The organism is Mesorhizobium sp. LNHC209A00, assembly GCF_000502915.1.
Classification (GTDB): Bacteria; Pseudomonadota; Alphaproteobacteria; order Rhizobiales; family Rhizobiaceae; genus Mesorhizobium.
In genome coordinates this window covers 607,136-626,541 of record NZ_AYWT01000004.1, presented here as the reverse complement: position 1 = coordinate 626,541, position 19,406 = coordinate 607,136, and the positions used below count along the sequence as shown (strand labels likewise).

Sequence of the window (19,406 nt, the reverse complement as noted above, 5' to 3'; positions counted from 1 at the left end):
CGGCCGGAATCCCAGGCCGGGTTGGCCGCGGCGGGGCTGTCGCTGGCACGGATCACGCCCTCGGCGATGTCCTCGACATAGGTGAAGTCGCGCGTGTGGTTGCCGTTGTTGAACAGCTTGATCGGCTCACCGGCCAGGATGCTCCTGGTGAACAGGAACAGCGCCATGTCAGGGCGTCCCCAGGGGCCGTACACGGTGAAGAAGCGCAGCCCCGTGGTCGGCAGGCCGAACAGGTGGCTGTAGCTGTGCGCCATCAGTTCGTTGGCGCGCTTGGTGGCGGCGTAGAACTGCAGCGGATGGTCGGCCGGCCGATGCTCGGAAAACGGCATGTCGGTGTTGGCGCCGTAGACGCTCGAGGTGCTGGCATAGGTCAGGTGCCCGACACGGCTGCCGCGGCAGGCCTCGAGCATGTTGGTATAGGCGACAATGTTGCTCTCGACATAGGCGCGCGGGTTTTCCAGGCTGTAGCGCACGCCGGCCTGGGCGGCGAGATGGATCACNCGCGCTCCAGGAGCCGCCTGGCGACATGATAGCCTATGAAGCCGGCAGCGCCGGTGACCAATACCTTCATCAGAAGGCATTATAGGTTGCGCTGTGAAGCCGGCATCCTGCGGACGCATGATATGTCCAGCCCATGGCTCTCGGGCTGGACCGCCGGCATGCGAATTCCAGGCCTGCTTAGCGGAAAGCCCTGGAAATCTGGTCCGTGAGAGGTTTCAGCATGTACGACCAGACATTGCGTTCATCCGTGCGGATGTGAACTTCCGCGGGCATGCCCGGTCTGAGTTGCCTGGCTTCCTTCAAGCACTCCGACTGACTGTCGACCTTGATACGGGCCGAAAAGTACGAAAGCTGGCGTTGCGGATCTTTGATCAGGTCCGCCGAGATGTACTTGACGGAGCCGTTGCAAACAGGGGTAGTCCCAGCATCGAAAGCTGGAAACCGGATAGAAACGCTCTGTCCCGGGTTGACGTCGTCTATGCGGGAAGGAGGGATCAACGCGTCCACGACAAGGTTGTCGGCCTCGGGAATGATTGTCATCAGCAGTTCGCCCGGGGCGACCACGCCGCCGACAGTGTGAACGGAGGACTGCTGAACTGTGCCGGATTGCGGAGCGCGGATCTCGGTTTTGGTCAGTTCGTCTCGCGCTACGATCCTGCGTTCGTTGAGTTCGGTGCGCTTGGCTTCAGTCTCGCGCAGTTCACCGGTCACATCGCTTCGGCGTTGCTCGTCGAGCTGCAGGATCTGCAACTCGATCTCGCTGATCTTGGCCTGTGCCTCTGCTACCGCGGCTGCCAGTCGCCCCGACTCGCCCTTGGCTCGCGTCGCATCCAGCCTGACGTTGCTAATCCTCTCTTTGGACACCAGTTTCTTCGAATAGAGGGCATCGACATCCGTAAGGTCAGTGCTCAGCAGCGCCACTGATTCATCGGCTGCGACCTGCTGGGCCTTCAGGCCATCGATCTGACGCTCGAGTTGCTTTGTTTGGCTCGACAGGAGCGCCTTCTGCCCGGCCAATGCCGAGGCACGGGTTTCGAACAGCGCGCGCTCGCCGCTGACAAGGGCAGCCAGCTCCGGCTTTCGCATCCCGGCCTCAAGGCCGGCTGGAAGCTGCATTTCACGCAAACCGCCGCGTTCGGCCTCCAGTCGCGCAAGCCGCACCGTGGTGCGGTCGAGATCTTCGCTGATGATCTGCAGATTGGCCCGTGGAAGCGTGCCGTCCAGCCGGACCAATATGTCACCGGCCCGAACGTGGTCGCCGTCTTGCGCAAAGATGCCCCCGATCGTGCCGCCGGTCTGGTGTTGGACCTTCTTGATGTTGCTTTCGACCACCACCGTGGCGGGCGCGATCACGGCGCCAGCTATCTTGGTCAAGCCAAGCCATGCTCCGCCGCCGACCACCAGCAGGCCGGTCACAACGAGCCCCAGCGTCATGCTTGGCCAAAGGGTCCCTGGCGCGGGGATGCTGCCTGGCGCCTTGGGCAAGTCGGTTTCGACAGGCTGGTCTCGAGTTCCGAACCGGGCAAGTGTCGGCATGAACGCAAGTACGCGGGGCAAGACGTCACGCATGTCCGGTCACTCCCGAGTGGATCGGCGCGATCGAAGATGGACGTTGCGCGGCAGGCGAGGGCGGCCGCCGCATGCCGGCAAGCACTTCCTCGCGCGAGCCGAAGGTGCGCAGCCTGCCATCCGCCAGGACCATGACCTGATCGATGTTGGTGAGGGCAGACGGCCTATGTGCAACAACGATCACGATACCCCCACGCTTCCGGACAGCCATGATGGCTCCGGCCAGGGCGGCGTCACCTTCAACGTCGAGATTTGAGTTTGGCTCGTCCAGCACGACCAGGAACGGGTTGCCGTAGAGCGCCCGGGCAAGGCCGATAAGCTGCCTCTGCCCTGCCGACAGCGCTCTTCCTCCCTCGCCGATGCGCGTCTGGAAGCCTGCCGGCAGATGCATGATCATCGAGTGGACGCCCGCGGCTTTCGCCGCGGCGAGCACGCCCTGGGGGTCGCTCTTGCCGCCAAATCTCGAAATATTGTCCGCCACCGTCCCGTCGAACAGTTCAACATCCTGCGGCAGATAGCCAATGTGGGCGCCGAGCCGTTGCGCGTCCCATTGGTCGAGAGAGGCCCCGTCCAGCCGTACCGTGCCGTGCAGAGGGCTCCAAACTCCCACCAGCGCGCGCACCAATGTGGTCTTTCCCGAGCCGCTTGGGCCGATAACCGCCATTCCCGCGCCGCTCGAAAGCTGGAAGCTTACATCGATGAGCGTCGGTCTTTGTATACCCGGAGGCGCTACCGCCAAACTATCGACCGCCAGGCGGGCCTCTGGCGGCGGCAACTTCATGGATTCGATTGGACTCTCGAACGCACGGAGCGCCGCCTTCAACTGGGAATAGCTCTGCCGGGTGGAAAGGAAACCCCGCCAGTTCGCGATCGCCGCATCGACCGGGGCTAGCGCGCGACCCAGCAATATCGACGACGCGATGATCACGCCAGGAGATGCTTCGCCTCCGATGACGAGATACGCGCCGAGCCCTAGCACCGAAGATTGCAGCACCATCCTAAGCGCCTTCGACAGCGAGCTGATTCCGCCCACGATGTCGGAGAGCCGCTCCTGATAGGAGAGATAAGCATGAGTGACTTCCCCCCAGCGCCCCGCCAGCCGTTCTGAGAGGCCCATCGCGTGGACCACCTCGGCGTTCCGACGGCCGGAATCAGCAAGCCCGCGCTGTGTCAGGATCGCTTCAGACGCCAGCGCCGCAGGGCGGCGGCTGATGATCTCAGCCACGATGGTCAGCACGACGACGGCAACGGAACCGAGGGTCGCAAGCACGCCGAGCGACGGATGCAACATGTAGATAATGAGCAGATAAAACGGGATCCACGGCGCGTCGAAAAGAACGGTCGGCCCCGTTCCCGAAAGGAATCCGCGCAACTGATCGAGGTCCCGCAACGGAAGTACCCGGTCCGCATCTCGACCGGCCCTGAGCGGAAGAAGCAACGAAATCGCGAACGCTCTCTGCTGCAAACCGCAGTAGAATCGACTGGCGATTCGGACCAGCAGACGAAGCCGCACGAAATCGAGCAGACCGTAGGCCGCGTAGAGGCCTAGCATTCCGATGGTAAACCCGACCAAGGTCGGAACGCTTTGCGACGGCAGGACGCGATCATAGACCTGTAGCATGTAAACGGATCCGGTCAACGCAAGGATGTTTATCATTGCGGAAAAGAGTCCGATGCCAGCTATTCCAGGCAGACAGTCCAGTATTGCGGGGCGTAGCGGTGAGGCGCTTTGTGCTTCTTTATTCATAGCTTATTGCTATGACGCGACGTTGTCGCGTGTCTTGCTTTGTTCATCCGATGGGGTAACCTTCTCTGATTCCACCATATCACATGCGCCCCCCGACATGATGGCTAGCTAACATAGGGCGAACTTTATGCAAAATGAAGCGAAATCGTGGCCGGGAGTCGCGGTGGGGAGAGGGGTGCCTGTGAAAACAGTGGAGAACTGTGCAGGCGGCCGCCAGTGGAAAACGCACAAATGTTGCTGCAAGTCACTGACTTTACAGTGAATTGCATCGACCCGCCAATGTGGCCATCTCCACAGTGATCAACAACTTCGTTCAAAGATGTTGGTATGTGATTTTCATCTAACGTAGCTTTCGGTCTAACCCCCATCCAGGGCGGGGTGTTGCCAAACAAGAAGGAAAACGCATGGCGACTCTCCATTATGCATCAGGCGGTTCAGCTGCCGAAGTTGCGGGCGCCGGATTTAACCTGGCGGACGTTCAGTATCTTTCGCAGGTCAATGAGCTGCCCAGCGGAATGAAGGGGCTTGTCTATCTAAGCGCTCATGACGGGGTGACCTCTTCGTTCATCGAAAAAGTCACGCCCTTCCTCAACAATTCAAAAGTGTTTGGATTTTTCCTGATGGACGAGCCGGACCCTACCGGCAGATGGGGCACCTACGCCAGTGCGGCAAATCTGAAGGCTGAATCCGACTGGATCCACTCCCACTTTCCGGGCGCCAAGACCTTCATCACCATGATGAATATGGGGTCGTCCACCAATCCCGACTTTTCCAACACCTATAACCCCGCCAACACCGGGATCGATTATTATGGACTGGACCCATACCCGGTTCGTACGGGGATAAGCAGCGTCGACTACAACATGATCGACAGAGCCGTGGCCGCGGCCGTGAAATCAGGCATTCCGGCTGACAAGATCGTTCCTGTATATCAGACATTTGGCGGCGGCGGTTGGCAGACGGACACCGGCGGCAAGCACGTCATGCCGACGTCGACTCAAATGCAAACGATGATCGATCACTGGGCAAAGCTGGTTCCGTCCCCAGCCTTCGACTATGCGTATGCCTGGGGTTCGCAGAATGGCGACACCGCCCTGGAGAACTCCCCTGAGTTGCAGGCCGTTTTTCGTCAGCACAACGTCGCCAGCCCTAGTCCTTCGACACCGCCTCCGAGTTCCGAGCCGACAACGCCTACGCCCACCACGCCCACTGTCCCGGATCCCACGCAGTCGACCCATCACATCTTCCATGGCGGCCCTGGCGCGGACGTATTTCATTCGACCAGCGGGAACGACGTTTACTATGTCAACAATGCACATGATAAGGTGATGGAGGCATCAGGCGGCGGCTTCGACAAAGTAGTTGCCTCGGTCAGCTACGCATTGTCAGCTGGTTCGCACGCCGAGCAACTCTCGACCGACAAGACGGGCGGCACACATGCGATTAACTTGACGGGCAACGAGTTCGACCAGGCGATCAATGGCAATTACGGCGCCAACAAGATCGATGGTCGAGGCGGCGCCGATACAATGAAAGGCTATGGCGGCAACGACACCTATTTTGTCGATAACGTGCATGACAAGGTGGTGGAGCAGCTAGGCAACGGCAAGGACGCGGTGTTCGCTTCGGTGAGTTATGCTCTCTCGGCGGGCTCATCCGTCGAGAAACTTGCGACCACGCAGGCTTCGGGAACGGGGCAAATCAACCTGACTGGCAACGAGTTTGGCCAAACGATCCAAGGAAATGCCGGCGCCAACAAGATCAATGGCGGGGGTGGTTCCGATACGCTGACGGGCTTTGGCGGTAAGGACGCCTTCGTGTTCAACACCGCGCTCGGCTCTGGAAATGTCGACAAGATAACCGACTTCAAGGTTTCCCAGGACAAAATCCAACTTGATCACAGCGTATTCACCGGGCTTCAGCAGGGCGCCCTTTCGGCCGCGAACTTCCATATCGGCAAAGGTGCGCATGATGGAAGCGACCACGTCATCTATAACAGTTCGACCGGGGCGCTCTCTTTCGACAGTGACGGAATCGGCGGCCATGCTCAGACGCAGTTTGCGACGGTTGCTCCGCATCTCTCCCTTGGCGCGAGCTCCTTTTTCGTGGTTTGACGCACGCAATTGTGGTTCCGGCAGGAGCTGAGCGCTCCTGCCGGTTCGGCTTCTCCGTCCGGCGTCTATTCAGCACAGGTCGCATCTGTTTTCCGCCGAGGTGAGCGCGCACGCCGCTTTTTGGCTGGATTTTGGCTGGAAACGGCCGCCGTCCGAGACATCGGCGGGAACATTCTGCCTTGATCGTGGTTTGGTGCCATCGCGCAGGGGATGGATGACGTGCCAAGCTACGAAGTCGAGGAGATTTTTGCCGGCCAAGTCGTGGTGACCCACAAGGTAGTCGCACCAACTCCGTTTCGAGCAGCCAAGCTCGCGACAAACCGGGAAATCACGCTTCGTGCTTCCGAGGTCCGCTGGATCCGGGTATTCGAGCAAGACGGCCGCCGCCGAGCCTATGAATATACGTTCTCGGATCGACCTCAACCCGCCCCAATGAGCAGTCTTGATAGTCCGATCACCCGTTCGCGATGAATGCGCATTCGCGCGGCTAATCCCATAGCGCACGGCGTCTCGATCCAAACAGTACAGCCCGCGGTCTGATCCTTGCGCCGTTAGCGCGCAAGCGCGGTCCTAGTTGCGTCATTCGAACGGACGAGGACAACGGCCAGCCCTGCCCGTAGCCTGAATTGCTGGTGTAAATCGCAACGAAATCGGGCCATGGGAAACGATCCAAGTTCGAGCCGTTTATGGGAGCCGAAGGCCCGCTGGGTTTCGGGAGCGGCAGTATGAACCCGCACCTGGTTTGCATCGGCGGCGAGGATCACGCCCTGAGGATCTCGTTTCTGATGGAACTCCGCGAGCGGGGTTTTCGGGTCACCGCGGTCTCGACGGGCGATGAAGCTCTGTTTTTACGGCATGGCATTCCGCACCGCCGCTACGAGTTCAATCGCTTTGCCAATGGCAGCGGCAAAGCCGGGACCATCAGAACATTGCGAAGGTTGGTGCGGGAACTTCGCCCCGACATCGTTCAAAGCTTCGATACGAAACCCAATTTGCTGACCCCGCTGGCGGTGCGGGGAGAAGTCCCGGTCGTGCGCACGATCAACGGCTTGGGCTGGACCTTCTCATCGCTGGAGCCGCGAGCCTTGGCTATGCGGCCCGCCTTCTGCGGTCTGCAATGGATTGCTTCCTTCTGGACCGCTGCCACGGTCTTCCAAAACCGCGACGATCAAGCCTTTTTCGAGCGGTATCGGCTGATCCCACGCGGCAGCGGACGTCTAATTCAGGGGTCTGGCATCGACGTCAATGCATTCGCGGTGGCAAGACGTCTTGCCTCGCCACCAGCGACAATGCGGCGGGAATTCGGACTGGAATCGGCCGAGATCGTCATTTTTGTCGGCCGGCTCACCCGCCTTAAGGGCGTTCCGACCCTTCTTGAGGCGATTCCGCACATTCTCTCCAAAAGACCTCATGCGCGTTTCGTGCTCGTTGGCCCACGGGAATCGGAAGGACCATTCGCCGTCGCAAAATCCGAAATCCAACGATTTGCCTCTCATGTGACCGTGCTGGGCAAACGGCATGATGTCCCCAGTCTGCTTGGCATGGCTGATCTGTTCGCCTTCCCAACGCAATATCGCGAGGGCGTTCCGCGCGTCTTGCTGGAAGCCGGACTGGCTGGATTGCCGATAGTTGCATCGCGAATGCCCGGTTGCAGCGACGTCGTCGAAGATGGATGGAACGGTTATCTGGTCGCGCCGCGCGATGCTCGCGCGCTTGCGGACCGGATAATCGACATACTGTCGGACCGCACCTTGGGAGCGGCCATGGGGCAGCGCTCCGCCTCGCTTATCAGGGAGCGTTTTGCCCTGCCGGGCATCGTCGACCAGTACTGCGATGTCTATAAGAGCAATCTCAGGGCCAAATCTCGCGGCTTGCTTGCTCCATCGACTCTGGAGAGCGGCATCGCGAACCGCCGGTTGGACGGGGCGCGGCAATGATGCGCGACGCGTTGCTTGCCGGCGGTGTCATCCTGTCAGCCGCGTCGCAGCTCTCCGTCCCCGGCATGCCATTCGGCTATGGCGAACTGCTCCTGGCGCTTTGGATCATGCTGTCGGCCGGACGAATGTTGGTCGGCGGACGCGTCGAAGCGACACCGGCCTTTGCGCAACTCGCGACTTTTTGGCTGCTCCTTTCTCTCGCATTGGGGATCGGCACGATCATCGGCTACTTGACCACCCTGCTCTACCCGACAGGGTTGCTGCACGACACATTGGCCTACGTGCTGTTGGCCAGCATCACTTGCCTGGCCAGTGTTGAGCCCGACGCGGGGCGTCGTCTTCGACGCAGTGGTTGGTGGGCAATCGCATTGGCCGACGCAATATTTGCTATCCAACTCGCCATCGCGTGGGGCTGGCTCCATCAGCCCGGCGTCGATCCCTGGTATTGGGACCGCTTCCGCGGCTGGTCTGAAAACCCGAACCAGCTCGCGCTCTATTGCGCGCTTCTTGGTCCGCTGGCGCTGCACCTTGCAACCACGACTCACAATCGATGGGGTCAGGTCCTTGCGCTCTCAAGCCTTGTGTTCATCTTTTTTGTCGGCCGCCTGACGAGGAGCGACGCTTATCTCTACACCACGATTGTAAGTGGCGTCGCCTTCCTCGGATTGCGGTTGAAGGCGTGGTTGGCATCCGATGGCAATCGAACCAGCCTGCCCAGGCAGATCGCACTTCTGCTGATGGTCGGCGCTGTCCCCCTGGTGATAGCGATGACCCCCTATCTTCTCAGCGAGGAAAGCTTTGCGGCCAATTTTGCCAAGAGCCTCACCAAGGACGGAGGCGGCGAGGCCACGGCTGAGACATTCGAACTTCGGGTTTATCTGTGGGATGAGGCGCTCCAGAAGGGGCTGCAATCGGCATCGCTCGGCCTCGGTCCTGGCCCTCACCTGGAGCGCCCGCCGACCGCCGACATGCAGTTTCTGGAGCGGCCATTCGAAGCGCACAATACAATTCTCGATCTCTATCTACAGGGCGGGCTGGTCGCGGTCATCGCCTTGCTGTGGATCGTTGGATCGGCGGCCATGTCCGCCTGGCGTGCCCGCTACGACGCGCTTTTGGTGCTCGTGGCGTCCGCAGCCGTGTTCAGCATACCGCACCTCATCATCCGTCATCCGATCGTGTGGTTTGCATTGACTTTCTGCCTCGTCGCGGGAACGCCAAGCGTTTTCCGGCGCGAGCTTGAGCCTTCAGAGGTGATGTGATGTGCGGGATAGCCGGGATACTTCTCGCGTCCAATGCTGCCGATCCCAATTCGCTCGATCAGATAGGGCAAATGATGATGGCGCTTCGTCACCGCGGTCCGGATGGCGAAGGACTCTGGACGGACCGCGAAGCAGGCATCGCCTTGGGCCACAGGCGGCTGGCCATCGTCGATTTGTCGGAAACGGGGCAACAGCCCATGCTGTCCACAAGCGGTCGGTATGCGATCACCTTCAACGGCGAGATATATAATTTCCGTGACCTGCGTCTCGAGCTTGAAGGCGCCGGGCACCATTTCCGCGGCACCAGCGACACCGAAGTCATGTTGTGTGCGATCGAGAGCTGGGGCCTCGAGGCCGCACTCCAGCGCTTTGCTGGCATGTTCGCATTCGCCTTGTGGGACCTGAAGACGAGGACCCTCCATCTCGCGCGGGATCGGTTGGGCAAGAAGCCCCTCTACATCGCTTCAGCCAGGCATGCGCTGGTCTTTGCTTCCGAACTGAAAGCAATCAGCCGCTTTTCAGGCTACTCCCCGGAGATCGACCTGGATGCCGCCACCGCAATGCTTTCCAAGGGGTGGGTCCCGGATCAGAGTTGCATCTGGCGAGGTGTCTTCAAGCTGCCACCCGGCTCGGTCCTGACCCTCACGGCCGCGACTGTGGCGGAGGGGCGCGGGTCCGCTTCCCTTTCGCAGGACGCAAGTCGCTGGTGGTCGCTGGCCGAAGTCGCCAAGAACGGGCGAGAACAACAGATCGCCGGCAGTGACGACGATCTGACCAATCAACTGGATGATCTGCTCCGGCTTGCCGTCCGCGAGCGCATGATCGCCGACGTTCCGTTGGGTGGTTTCCTGTCGGGAGGCGTCGACAGCTCTACCGTTGCAGCCTTGATGCAGGCTCAATCTCCAAATCCCGTGCGCACTTTCACCATCGCCTTCGCGGAGAGCGGCTTTGACGAGGCCCCTTACGCCGCCGAGGTAGCGCGTCATCTGGGCACCGACCACACGGAGCTACACCTTTCGCCCGCCGCCGCGCGTGACGCGATCCCCGAACTGCCAAAGGTGTGGGACGAGCCATTTGCCGACGAATCGCAGATACCAACTCTGCTCGTGGCGCGGCTGGCCCGCCAGCACGTGACCGTGGCACTGTCGGGGGACGGCGGAGACGAGTGCTTTGCAGGCTATGGCCGCCACTTCATGGCGGACCGGCTGAAACGGTACCAAGGACTACCCGCAACCGCACGGAGGTCCCTGGCGGCCGGCGCAGGGATGCTGTCCAGGGCGGCTCGTCACGATTTCATTGGCAACCTGCCACTTCCGTCGCATGTGCGGCATGCGTTGCGCAGCGATCGGCTCACTCGCTTTGCCTGGCTTCTCGCCGCCAAGGATGAAGACGAACTGCACTGGCGGCTGACGGGATCATCGGCCGAAAACCTCACCCGACACGGAACTCCTGCATCCATAGTCTCCGCACCGCGGCTCGACGGGCTGCTGTCTCGCCTTTTGTACGACGACATGTCCGGCTACCTCGCTGGTGACATTCTCGTCAAACTGGATCGAGCCAGCATGGCCAACAGCCTCGAGGCGCGTTGTCCCCTGTTGGACCACCGCGTCGTCGAATTTGCTTGGCGCCTTCGGGCTGACATGAAGGTTCGCAACGGCGGAGGCAAGTGGATCCTTCGAAATGTGCTGCGTCGTTATCTTCCGCAACGGCTGATCGACCGGCCGAAGCAGGGCTTCGACGTGCCGATCGCGGCTTGGCTGCGGGGCCCGTTGCGCAGCTGGGCCACCGATATTCTGTCCGATGTTCGCAACCAGCGCGAAGGCTTGCTGGACAGCACAAGGGTGGACGCCTGCTGGCGCGATCACGTTGCAGGACAGGACCGCTCCCGTGAACTGTGGTCGGTGCTGATGTTTCAGGCCTGGTGCAACGAGGCCAAGCGGCAGGCGTCGGCGTCGAACTCATCCCGTGAACTCGATCTGGCAGGAGTATGAAATGGCGGGTTCCGCAATCAGCCGAATTGAAGTGCCGCGAGCCACCCCGGTGGCTGCCCCGGCTCCTGAAAACAGGGCCCGCGTAAGGCCTCCCAGAAGTGCCCCGAATTCAGCAACCCCGTCTCGCCAACTGCTGGTGACATTGGCGAGCAGCAAATGGATCATTCTGCTCTTCGCGGTTGTCGGCGGCATCTTGGCGGCGTTGGCGGGAATAACCCGCCCTATCATGTACGAAGCCAGCAGTCAGCTGATCATAGACGCTCCTGCCAGGGCGGCCCTACCCGCCAGCCCGGGCTCGGCGCAGGACATGATCGATTCAAGCATTGACGATCACATCACGATACTGTCGTCGGAGAGCCACCTTCGTCGGGTCGCTGCAGCGTTGCGTCAACCGAGCCCGGCCAGCGCGACCGCACAAACGCAAGCCGGGAAGGGAAGCTCCAGCCATGGGCCTGCGCTCGCCGATCCGCCGACATTGCACTCCTTCGCTGGCGATTTGCTGAAGCGGCTTTGGCCCCGGGATGTTGTATCCACGAATGCGCCGCAAGCGGCAGAGGCCGCCGAAGTGAAAGCGTTGCGCAAAGGGGTAAGGGTCGGACAAGAGCTCCGGTCCCGGGTCATTTCCGTTGGCTTCTCAGACGACGACCCGGCGCGCGCGGCGCTGGTGGCCAATACATTCACCAAGACCTATGTCGACGACCTCGCGCAGAAAAGTCAGGCGTCGGACATGCAGGAGCTCGACGCCGTCGTCGCCAGTTTGCCCAAACTGCAGAATGAACTGGTGGATGCATCCAATCGGCTCGAGGAGTATCGGCTGAGCCATGGCGCGGTCGATCAAGGCTCGGCTGACAAGGTGGCCGGGGAGAGGGCGGATCTCAGCCAGCAGATATCGATGTCCAAAGCGGATCTGGCGGCGCTGGAGTCCCGGCTCCAGCGTATCCAGGAGCTTCGAAAGCAGGGCGCGGCGGCCGCGACCCTGGCCGAGGCCGCCGGCACGCAGGAGTTGGCCGACCTTTCGGCTCGCGTGGCCGGGGCGCCAGCGGACAAGGATCTGGCCAATGCCTTTTCCGTCGCGGTCGAAAAGGCAATCGCTGATATCGTCGCTGAAGCGGATATCTATCGTGCCCAGGTCGAGGCTCTGGGAAATCGAATGCGTGTGCTCGATGCGGTCGCGGCCGACACGGCCAGCCGGCTCGCAGGTTTGCGGGCACTCGAGCCTCAAGTCAGCCTCCTGACACAACGCTACAACGAACTTCTCGGCCGCCAGCAGGACCTGAAGCGGCGCATCGGAGCTCCGTCCGCCGGAGTCTCGGTTCTTTCTGTTGCATGGCCGCCGACGATTCCGCAGACATTGCCACCGGTTTTTTTGGTTCCACCGGGAATGATTGCGTTTGGCCTCCTTGGCGCCGTTTTGGTCCTCATGCGAAATCGCTTCGATCGCACCTTGCGCGGTGAAACGGAGGCGGAAGCCGTGCTCAGGATACCGTGCGTGGGACTTGTGCCCGAACCGGGCAGGATGCACGCCAAACAGCTGCGCGACCTGGTTCTGGGCCAGCCCAGGTCGGCCTACAGCCGTGCGGTGACGTCGCTGCTGGTCGCGGCCGCGCCAAATCAGGCAAGAGGTCGTGGTCCGCACACGATCCTGCTCACGCCAAGCGTCCGGGCTGACGGAGCGACCGAGCTTGCATGGGGCTTGGCCTTGGCGGCCACCCGTCTGGGCAATCGTGTTCTTCTGGTCGACCTCCAGCGGGCGGGCTCCCAACTTACGGCCGAGTTTCTGCGCCAGTTCAACGGACCCAAGGCTCGTCATTCCTTCGCGGATTACGTCAGCAGTCGTTGTGCCTTGGATGACGCGGTCGCCAGCATTCCCGAAATTGGTATCGATTTGACGACCATGGCACCTGCGGAAGATCTTCTGGCTCTCTTGGCGCGTGTCGACACCGCCAAGTGCAGGGAAGATCTGCACTCGGCGTACAACCTCGTCATCATAAATGGGCCATCGGGGCTGGCTGGGCCAGAAGCCATGTTCCTCAAGAGCTGGGCGGACGCGGTTCTCGTTACGGTTCGCTGGGCAAGAACCTCGCGGCATGTCGCGCGCGGGGTGGTGGAGCAGCTCCTGAGCGACGGAACGCTGTCGGTGCCGGTGGCGAGCGTCCTCACCCGTGTGAACCTCACCCGGTACGGCAGGTATCGGTTTGGCGACAGTGCCGATCTTTTGCGCGAGAGGATCTCATGAATTCGACCGGCATCCGCCGTGAGCAAGGCTCGCCATGATCCGACTTCCTCAAAGCCCGATCGGCAAGGTCCTTCGAGCGGCCGGTGGTGTGTCGGCCATGGCGATTGCCGGTCAGCTCATTCTTGTCGCGACCATTCCGGTGTTGGCCAGGCTCTATTCTCCTGCCGATTTCGGCTTGTTCACGATCTATCTTTCGACCGTGAACATACTGGGAGCGGTCGCGGCACTGCGCTTTGAGGCCTCGCTGTATGGCGTCAAGAGCAATGCGCAGGCATACGTCACGGTTAAGCTCATTCTTTTGGCCGTGTCGGCAACCGGCGTTATTGCCTTGACGGCGGGGATGGTGTTGTCGAGCACCGTTCCGGTCCGAGCTGTTGACCTTGTGTGGCTGGTTCCGATCGGCATGGCAGGCGCAGGTCTTGTGGAGACCATGAATTGCTGGAGTCTGCGTGCCGGCCTGCTACGCGACTTCGCGCTCGGCCGCTTGATCTTGCCTGCGACGATGGCGTTGTTGCAGCTGATGTTCGGCATTGTCCATCTCGGAGGAGAGGCGATGGTGCACGCTCACATTCTTAGCCAGTTCATCTTCATTGGGTTCCTTGGCGTTAGGATTTTCAGTTGGGAGGACGTGTGCGGTGTCGCCCGCGCGCCGTGGCAAACGGTCTTTGAAAAGGCTAGGCGCGAATACAAATTTCCACTGTTCGATATCCCGGCAACCGTCGCAAGTTTCGCCATCAACAACCTTCCGGCGATACTCGTCGGCTCGATGTTCGGGACCGCCTATGCGGGCTATCTGGGCGTCGCGTCGCGGCTCGTCACCGGCCCCGTCACGCTCATAGCGACGCCGCTCAGCAATGTCTTTGTCGCCGAAGCCAATAAGGGCGGCGGCCGCGGGCACCTGCTCGGCCTCGCACGAGGCCTGCTGATCCTTGCCGGCGGGCTCACTTCGCTGCCCATTCTGGCTCTTGGCCTCGCCGCACCGCAGCTCGTCGTGCCCCTCCTGGGACGGCCATGGCTGCCCGCCGCCGAAATCATGACGGCGCTGGCGTTCATGGGCGCGGTGCAAGCTTTGTCGACGCCGCTTCAGGATGTGCCGGCTCTGCTACGACGGCAGGAGGTGCGCCTGGTTGTCGATGCCGTAAGGACGGTGCTCGTGTTTGGTCCGCTTCTAGCCGGCGCCAGGGCTGGCTGGGAACCTCTCACGGTCATCTATCTCATGGCTGCCGGCGGCGCCGGGGGCTTCTTCATCAAGACAGCAGCCTCTCTCTATCTGTTGAAGCGAAGTGTTCAACCGGACGAGTCGTCGCCTCGCGGCCGGTGCATCGCCTTGGAGGAAAGATAACATGACGCAGATCGACAGTCGCGACGCGCTTCCTTCCGCAGCCTTGTCAATAGGGGTCGGACCTTCGCAAGATGAGGGGTCGGCGGAGTTGGTGACACTCCGGCCGTTCATTTCAGTGGCCATCCCGACCTTTCGCAGGCCAGATACCATTCGAAGGACAATCGACAGTATCCTCCAGCAGGATTTTGCGAATTGGGAACTGGTGGTTAGCGACGACGAGGGGCAAGGAGGGCTGTCCTGGAGGATCGTCGACGAATATGCGCGTGCCGACGGTCGCATCCGGATTGTCGAGAACGGCAGGGGGCGAGGCCAGGTCGAGAATACCAACAATGCCATGCTGGCTTGCACCGGCACCTGGATCAAGTTGCTGCATGACGACGACTGGCTCGCGCCCAGCGCGCTCAAGCGATTTGCCGAGGTCTCCAAGGAGCATCCCTCGGCCGCATTCATGACCTGTGCAGCCAATATCGTGGAAGACGGCAGGATCATGCTCCGCTCGACGCCATCGGAGCAAAACCGCGTTTCAGTCTATTCGAGCCAGCAATGCCTCAGGGATCTTTACCTTGTCCGGACGACGAGGAGCCTCGGCATCATTCCCTCGACACTGTTGATCAACAGCAAGGTTCTTCAGGCTGGATGCCGAATGCGTGCACACAAATCGATCCCCGCCGGCGTTGACCAACTGTTCTTCGTGGACTTGGCCGGTCACGGAGACATGGTTGCGATCAATGAGGGTCTGATTTTTTACGACGCGACGAACCATCCGAGCATCACCACATCGAAGAGCTACACGGAAGTGGACGAAGTTACGCTTGCCGTTAAGCAGCTTAATTGGCAGCTGCTCGAAAACAGAAGGAATCTTCCTGACCCCGAGAGCCTCTTGCGAGCATTGCGGGTTGCACGCGTACCCGCCAGATTTCATCACCAGTCCTTGCCCGTGACTATCCGCGACACGCTGCAAATTCTTCGCCCATCAGTGATGAAGATCGCAAGCCAGTACCTCGTGGAATACCTGTTCAGGATCCGCCCGGTACTAGGGCCTTGGTATACCCGAAGACAGTGATGGATCTGGCCTGTTGGGCACCGTTCGCGCATCCTTCAAGGCCGCGCACGGGACGCGGCACGCGCCGAACCGATTTATGGAATACGGATTCACGGCAGCCGCCCCTGCGGTGGCCGCAAGGCTGGACACGATCATCCCCGAATGTTCAGGGAACTAGGGCAACACCGAGACGCGTGCGAGAAGCGTGACCAATTCTGCCTGACGCCTGGTTTCAGTTTTGGCGAACAGTGATGCGAGCTGGGTTCGGATGGTCGTCCGGCTGAGCGCACAGCTTTCAGCGATTTCCAACGGGGTGTAGCCCTTTGCCAACCGCACAGCGAGATGTGTCTCGGCTCCGGTCAAACCGAACATTCGCTGCAGGGTTTGAGGGTTGGGCGCCGATTTCGTCTCGCGGTCCAACAGGGCGACGACGATCGTGTTGTCGGCTGCGAAGAGGCCGCGCTCGTTGATGACAACGGGACGATCTCCGCTGCTGCGGACCACAATCCATGCAAACGATCCGGGATTGAGGTGGCACGGCACGTTCGCGATCAGGCTTCTGAGCGCTCCCGAAAGGCCGTCCGCGTTGTTCACCTGACTGCCGTACCCGCTGAGAATGACGCGCGCGGTGGCGTTCCACTTCAGGACTTTCTTGGTTTCGCTCAGCACGAGACATCCGTAGCCAAGGCGATCAAGCATACCCGGGAAAGAATGCAGCGGCGGCTGGTCACCCTCGGTGGCGGCAGCAGGCCTTTCAACTTGCCGGTCCGGGCTTTGGGCATGGCGCAAGGGAGACGGCCTGCTGCCAGGCCCCATGGCTGCCATCGCACGTTGCGCTTGGAAAACAGTACTTCTCGGCCGTTCGACCAGGTTCATTGTCGTCACCACTTTCCGGTTTGCTGCCAGATAGGCGCCAGCGCATGGGCTAAGTGTTGGAACTTTCTTCTGATGATTCTGATAGACTGACATTTTGGCGCGCGAAAGCGAGCAGCAGCACTAGGTCCGATAACCAAAGGCTCTAAGCCGCATTGGCTAAGCCAAAAGTTGTAGGTAATCAGGATGAGATTGCGGATAGGCGGTCCCGTACTGTCGGACAGGCTACGACAACATCTGGTTTCGTCGGCCGTCCTGCTGGCTACCCTTTCGCTCGAGATGAAGTCGTTGCTGACAGGTGGCGGCAGTGCGGCCTTTCTGGAATGTGTCCCGGCGATTGTCATCATCGCCTTCCTGGAGGACCGCTGGCCTGCGATGGCTGCCACGTTTGCCATGGTGGCTGTCGGCTTGGCAGTTCGCCTTGGGGCGAACGGTCAGTTGGTCGGGGATGATCTTTCCGGGGCCATTCTCCTCGCCCTGTCCGGCGGGATGATCGCCTTTCTTTTCCACCGTTCAAGGCAGGAGTTGAGGGGCGCGCTCGATGTCGCCGAGAACAGGCTTGCTGCCATCGAGACGACCGAAGCGCGATATCGCAGGGCTTTCGAGCGGGCCGCCTTGGGGTTTGCGACCGCAAATGACCGTGGTGAGCTGCTGCAGGTCAACATGTGTATGTGCAGTATGTCCGGCTACGCACAGGAAGAGCTCGTCGGCCAGCATATCGAAACACTCGTTCATCCTGACGAACGCGATCTGTTCGCCAGGCTTGGACGTGGTCTAAGCGCCGAGGCGCCGTCGTTTGGCTTGGAAATGCGTTTGAGAAAGAAGGATGGCACTGTTTTCTGGGCTCGCGTGACCCTCTCCTGGTCCGGTCCGGAGAAACAACTGCCGATGGGCATATTTGTCGTCTTCGAGGATATCACTGAACGCAGGGCTGCAAGCGAAGCCCTCTTGGGCCAAAAGGAATGGCTGGACCTTGCGCTGCTCGCCGGAAGGCTTGGCACATGGCGCGTGGACTACAAGGAGAGAATTGTCTCCGGTTCAGATCAATTTTGGGAAATTCTTGGTTTGCCGCCAGCCGCTTCCCGTCCCCTGGACGAGCTGTCGGCGATCGTTCATACGGCGGACTGGCCAAAACTCGGGGTCCCTTCAGAATCGATCGCGGCAACCGCCAACTACGACGCCGAGGTTCGGGTTCGGCGGTCGGACGGACAGTTCCGCTGGATTGCCTTGCGCGGCCGTGAGGATATCCGCGATCGCTATCATCAGCGGTTCGGGATCGCGGCTGACCTTACCGAGCGGCGGCAGACGACACTGTTGCGGGTCGCGGTGAGAAGACAGGAGCGGCTTATACTTGAACAGCGGCACCGGCTCAGTAACTTGTTTGCCGTGATCACGGCTGTCGTGAAAATGATCCCTGCTTCAGACCAGGATATTTCCAAGTACAGAGGAGACCTTTTAGAGCGAATTCGGGCGCTCGAATCCACGCACCTGCTGTTGATCAACAATGCAGAGTTATCATCTTCGATCCGCGATATTGTCGCACATGCGCTTCGCCCCTACGCCGAGGCACACAGAGCAACGATCACAGGGCCCCACGTCAGAATCGTCGGGGGCGCCGCGGAAAGTTTCGCGATGATCGTCCACGAACTCACGACAAATTCGGTCAAGCACGGGGTGCTCGGGAACTCCCGAGGCCAGGTGGAGGTAAGGTGGGGCGTTGCACCCGAGAGCTCGGACGGCGACATCGTGTTCGACTGGATCGAACGAGGCGGCCGAGATGCCAAGCCTGTTCTGCGGAAAGGTTTTGGGTCGATCGTCCTTGGCGCTGATGGAACGCCCTTGGTCGGTCATTCTTCCAAACTGGAAATGTCGGCTGGCGGATTGCGATACCAGCTACGCCTATCCCAGAGCGAGATTCAGCCTTAACTCAGATCGTTCCAAGCCAAGTCCTCATCAAAACGGCGACCTCGGTGCGGTTTCGGACTCCCAGTTCGCGCAAGATAGCGGCGGCATGGATCTTCGTTGTGGCCTCGGCGATGTCGAGATCGCGGGCGATCTCCTTGTTCGAGTAACCTTCGGCCATAAGCTTGAGCACCTCCTTTTGCCTTGACGTGAGCCTTCCCAGTGAACCTGGGTTGGCCAAGGCCTGGTGTGAAGCCTCCACGGGAGGTCGATGCGTCTGAGGCGCGGCTGCGCCAGAGCTTCGCGACAGGAGGGCTGGTACATAGATGCGACCTGACAAGATCTCTTTGACGGCCAGCACCACCTCCTCATCCGGCTGCGATTTTACGATGTAGCCGTGGAGGCCAACCGAAAGGGCCAACAAAATTTCCGATCGTGAATCGTTTCCTGACACAATCGCAAACCTGCTTTTGGGATAGGCGGCGAGAACATCGCCGAGCACTTCCTGGCTGAGCAGCCCGGGCATGTTCAGGTCCAGGATCGCAAGATCAATTGTTTCATGTTCGGCCAGGAGCCCAACCACGGCATCAAAACAGGTCGCCTCGATTATTTCGGCGCCAGGGATTCCGGCCGTCAGCGCCATACGCAAGCCACGTCGATAAAGGCCATGATCATCGGCTATGACGATCTTGTACATAAACATCCCCACGCACTAACAACCCGCACTACCTGGCCGCGTCTTGCAGGAGCGCCAGTATGTCCAGAAAGGTGGACTCTGACGTCCTACAACCCCGTCCTGCTGATTACCGTAGGCTAATATAGCTCGGTCTTAGGAAAATGTTTACCTTCAATCGCAATTCAAGTGGGACCTTGGTCTGTTGTGCGTCTCGACC

Annotated in this window: 12 protein-coding genes and 1 pseudogene; 8 read left to right on the top strand and 5 right to left on the bottom strand. The window is 60.5% G+C overall.

Annotation, left to right across the window (positions count from 1 at the left end; all coding sequences use genetic code 11):
* The 3 genes and pseudogenes from X739_RS01000000166115 to X739_RS151320 form a co-directional block, all read right to left on the bottom strand.
* Window positions 1–571: pseudogene (locus tag X739_RS01000000166115) on the bottom strand (NAD-dependent epimerase/dehydratase family protein); the annotation flags it as partial.
* A 107-nt stretch (window positions 572–678) separates the two neighbouring features.
* On the bottom strand, window positions 679–1,935 hold the full coding sequence (locus X739_RS151315) for an HlyD family type I secretion periplasmic adaptor subunit (RefSeq protein ID WP_245273857.1): 1,257 nt from the start codon (window positions 1,933–1,935) through the stop codon (window positions 679–681).
* 127 nt (window positions 1,936–2,062) lie between these two features.
* Window positions 2,063–3,817 (bottom strand): type I secretion system permease/ATPase, encoded by a 1,755-nt coding sequence (locus tag X739_RS151320; RefSeq protein WP_023794776.1) that lies wholly within the window; start codon window positions 3,815–3,817, stop codon window positions 2,063–2,065.
* A 404-nt stretch (window positions 3,818–4,221) separates the two neighbouring features.
* Between X739_RS151320 and X739_RS151325 the strand changes: the two genes are divergently transcribed.
* The 7 genes from X739_RS151325 (at window position 4,222) to X739_RS151355 (ending at window position 15,759) form a co-directional block, all read left to right on the top strand.
* Window positions 4,222–5,931, top strand: coding sequence for a calcium-binding protein (locus tag X739_RS151325; protein WP_023771463.1), 1,710 nt, complete (start codon window positions 4,222–4,224; stop codon window positions 5,929–5,931).
* A gap of 686 nt (window positions 5,932–6,617) precedes the next feature.
* On the top strand, window positions 6,618–7,868 hold the full coding sequence (locus X739_RS151330; RefSeq protein WP_031252049.1) for a glycosyltransferase: 1,251 nt from the start codon (window positions 6,618–6,620) through the stop codon (window positions 7,866–7,868).
* Window positions 7,865–9,127 carry an O-antigen ligase family protein gene (locus X739_RS151335; protein ID WP_023794774.1) on the top strand — a complete coding sequence of 421 codons (1,263 nt, stop codon included), beginning with the start codon at window positions 7,865–7,867 and terminating at the stop codon, window positions 9,125–9,127. Before X739_RS151330 ends, X739_RS151335 begins: the two co-directional genes overlap by 4 nt.
* Window positions 9,127–11,118: an asparagine synthase (glutamine-hydrolyzing) gene (gene asnB / locus X739_RS151340; RefSeq protein WP_023794773.1), complete on the top strand. Its 1,992-nt coding sequence runs from the start codon at window positions 9,127–9,129 to the stop codon at window positions 11,116–11,118. Before X739_RS151335 ends, asnB begins: the two co-directional genes overlap by 1 nt.
* A 1-nt stretch (window position 11,119) precedes the next feature.
* Entirely contained in the window at window positions 11,120–13,354 is a 2,235-nt protein-coding gene (locus X739_RS151345) for an exopolysaccharide transport family protein (RefSeq protein WP_023794772.1), read from the top strand.
* A gap of 97 nt (window positions 13,355–13,451) precedes the next feature.
* Complete coding sequence (locus tag X739_RS151350) at window positions 13,452–14,696, top strand: lipopolysaccharide biosynthesis protein (RefSeq protein ID WP_245273856.1); 1,245 nt, start codon at window positions 13,452–13,454, stop codon at window positions 14,694–14,696.
* A gap of 1 nt (window position 14,697) precedes the next feature.
* Window positions 14,698–15,759: a glycosyltransferase family 2 protein gene (locus X739_RS151355; protein WP_023771457.1), complete on the top strand. Its 1,062-nt coding sequence runs from the start codon at window positions 14,698–14,700 to the stop codon at window positions 15,757–15,759.
* Window positions 15,760–15,912: 153 nt separating this feature from the next.
* Here X739_RS151355 and X739_RS151360 read toward each other — a convergent pair whose 3' ends face one another.
* A complete protein-coding gene (locus X739_RS151360) occupies window positions 15,913–16,614 on the bottom strand; it encodes a helix-turn-helix transcriptional regulator (RefSeq protein WP_023794770.1) in 702 nt (233 codons plus the stop codon).
* Window positions 16,615–16,797: 183 nt separating this feature from the next.
* Between X739_RS151360 and X739_RS151365 the strand changes: the two genes are divergently transcribed.
* Complete coding sequence (locus X739_RS151365; protein ID WP_023771455.1) at window positions 16,798–18,537, top strand: PAS domain S-box protein; 1,740 nt, start codon at window positions 16,798–16,800, stop codon at window positions 18,535–18,537.
* Window position 18,538: 1 nt separating this feature from the next.
* Here the strand turns inward: X739_RS151365 and X739_RS151370 are convergent, their stop codons facing one another.
* Window positions 18,539–19,210: a response regulator transcription factor gene (locus X739_RS151370; protein WP_023771454.1), complete on the bottom strand. Its 672-nt coding sequence runs from the start codon at window positions 19,208–19,210 to the stop codon at window positions 18,539–18,541.
* Window positions 19,211–19,406 lie beyond the last annotated feature (196 nt).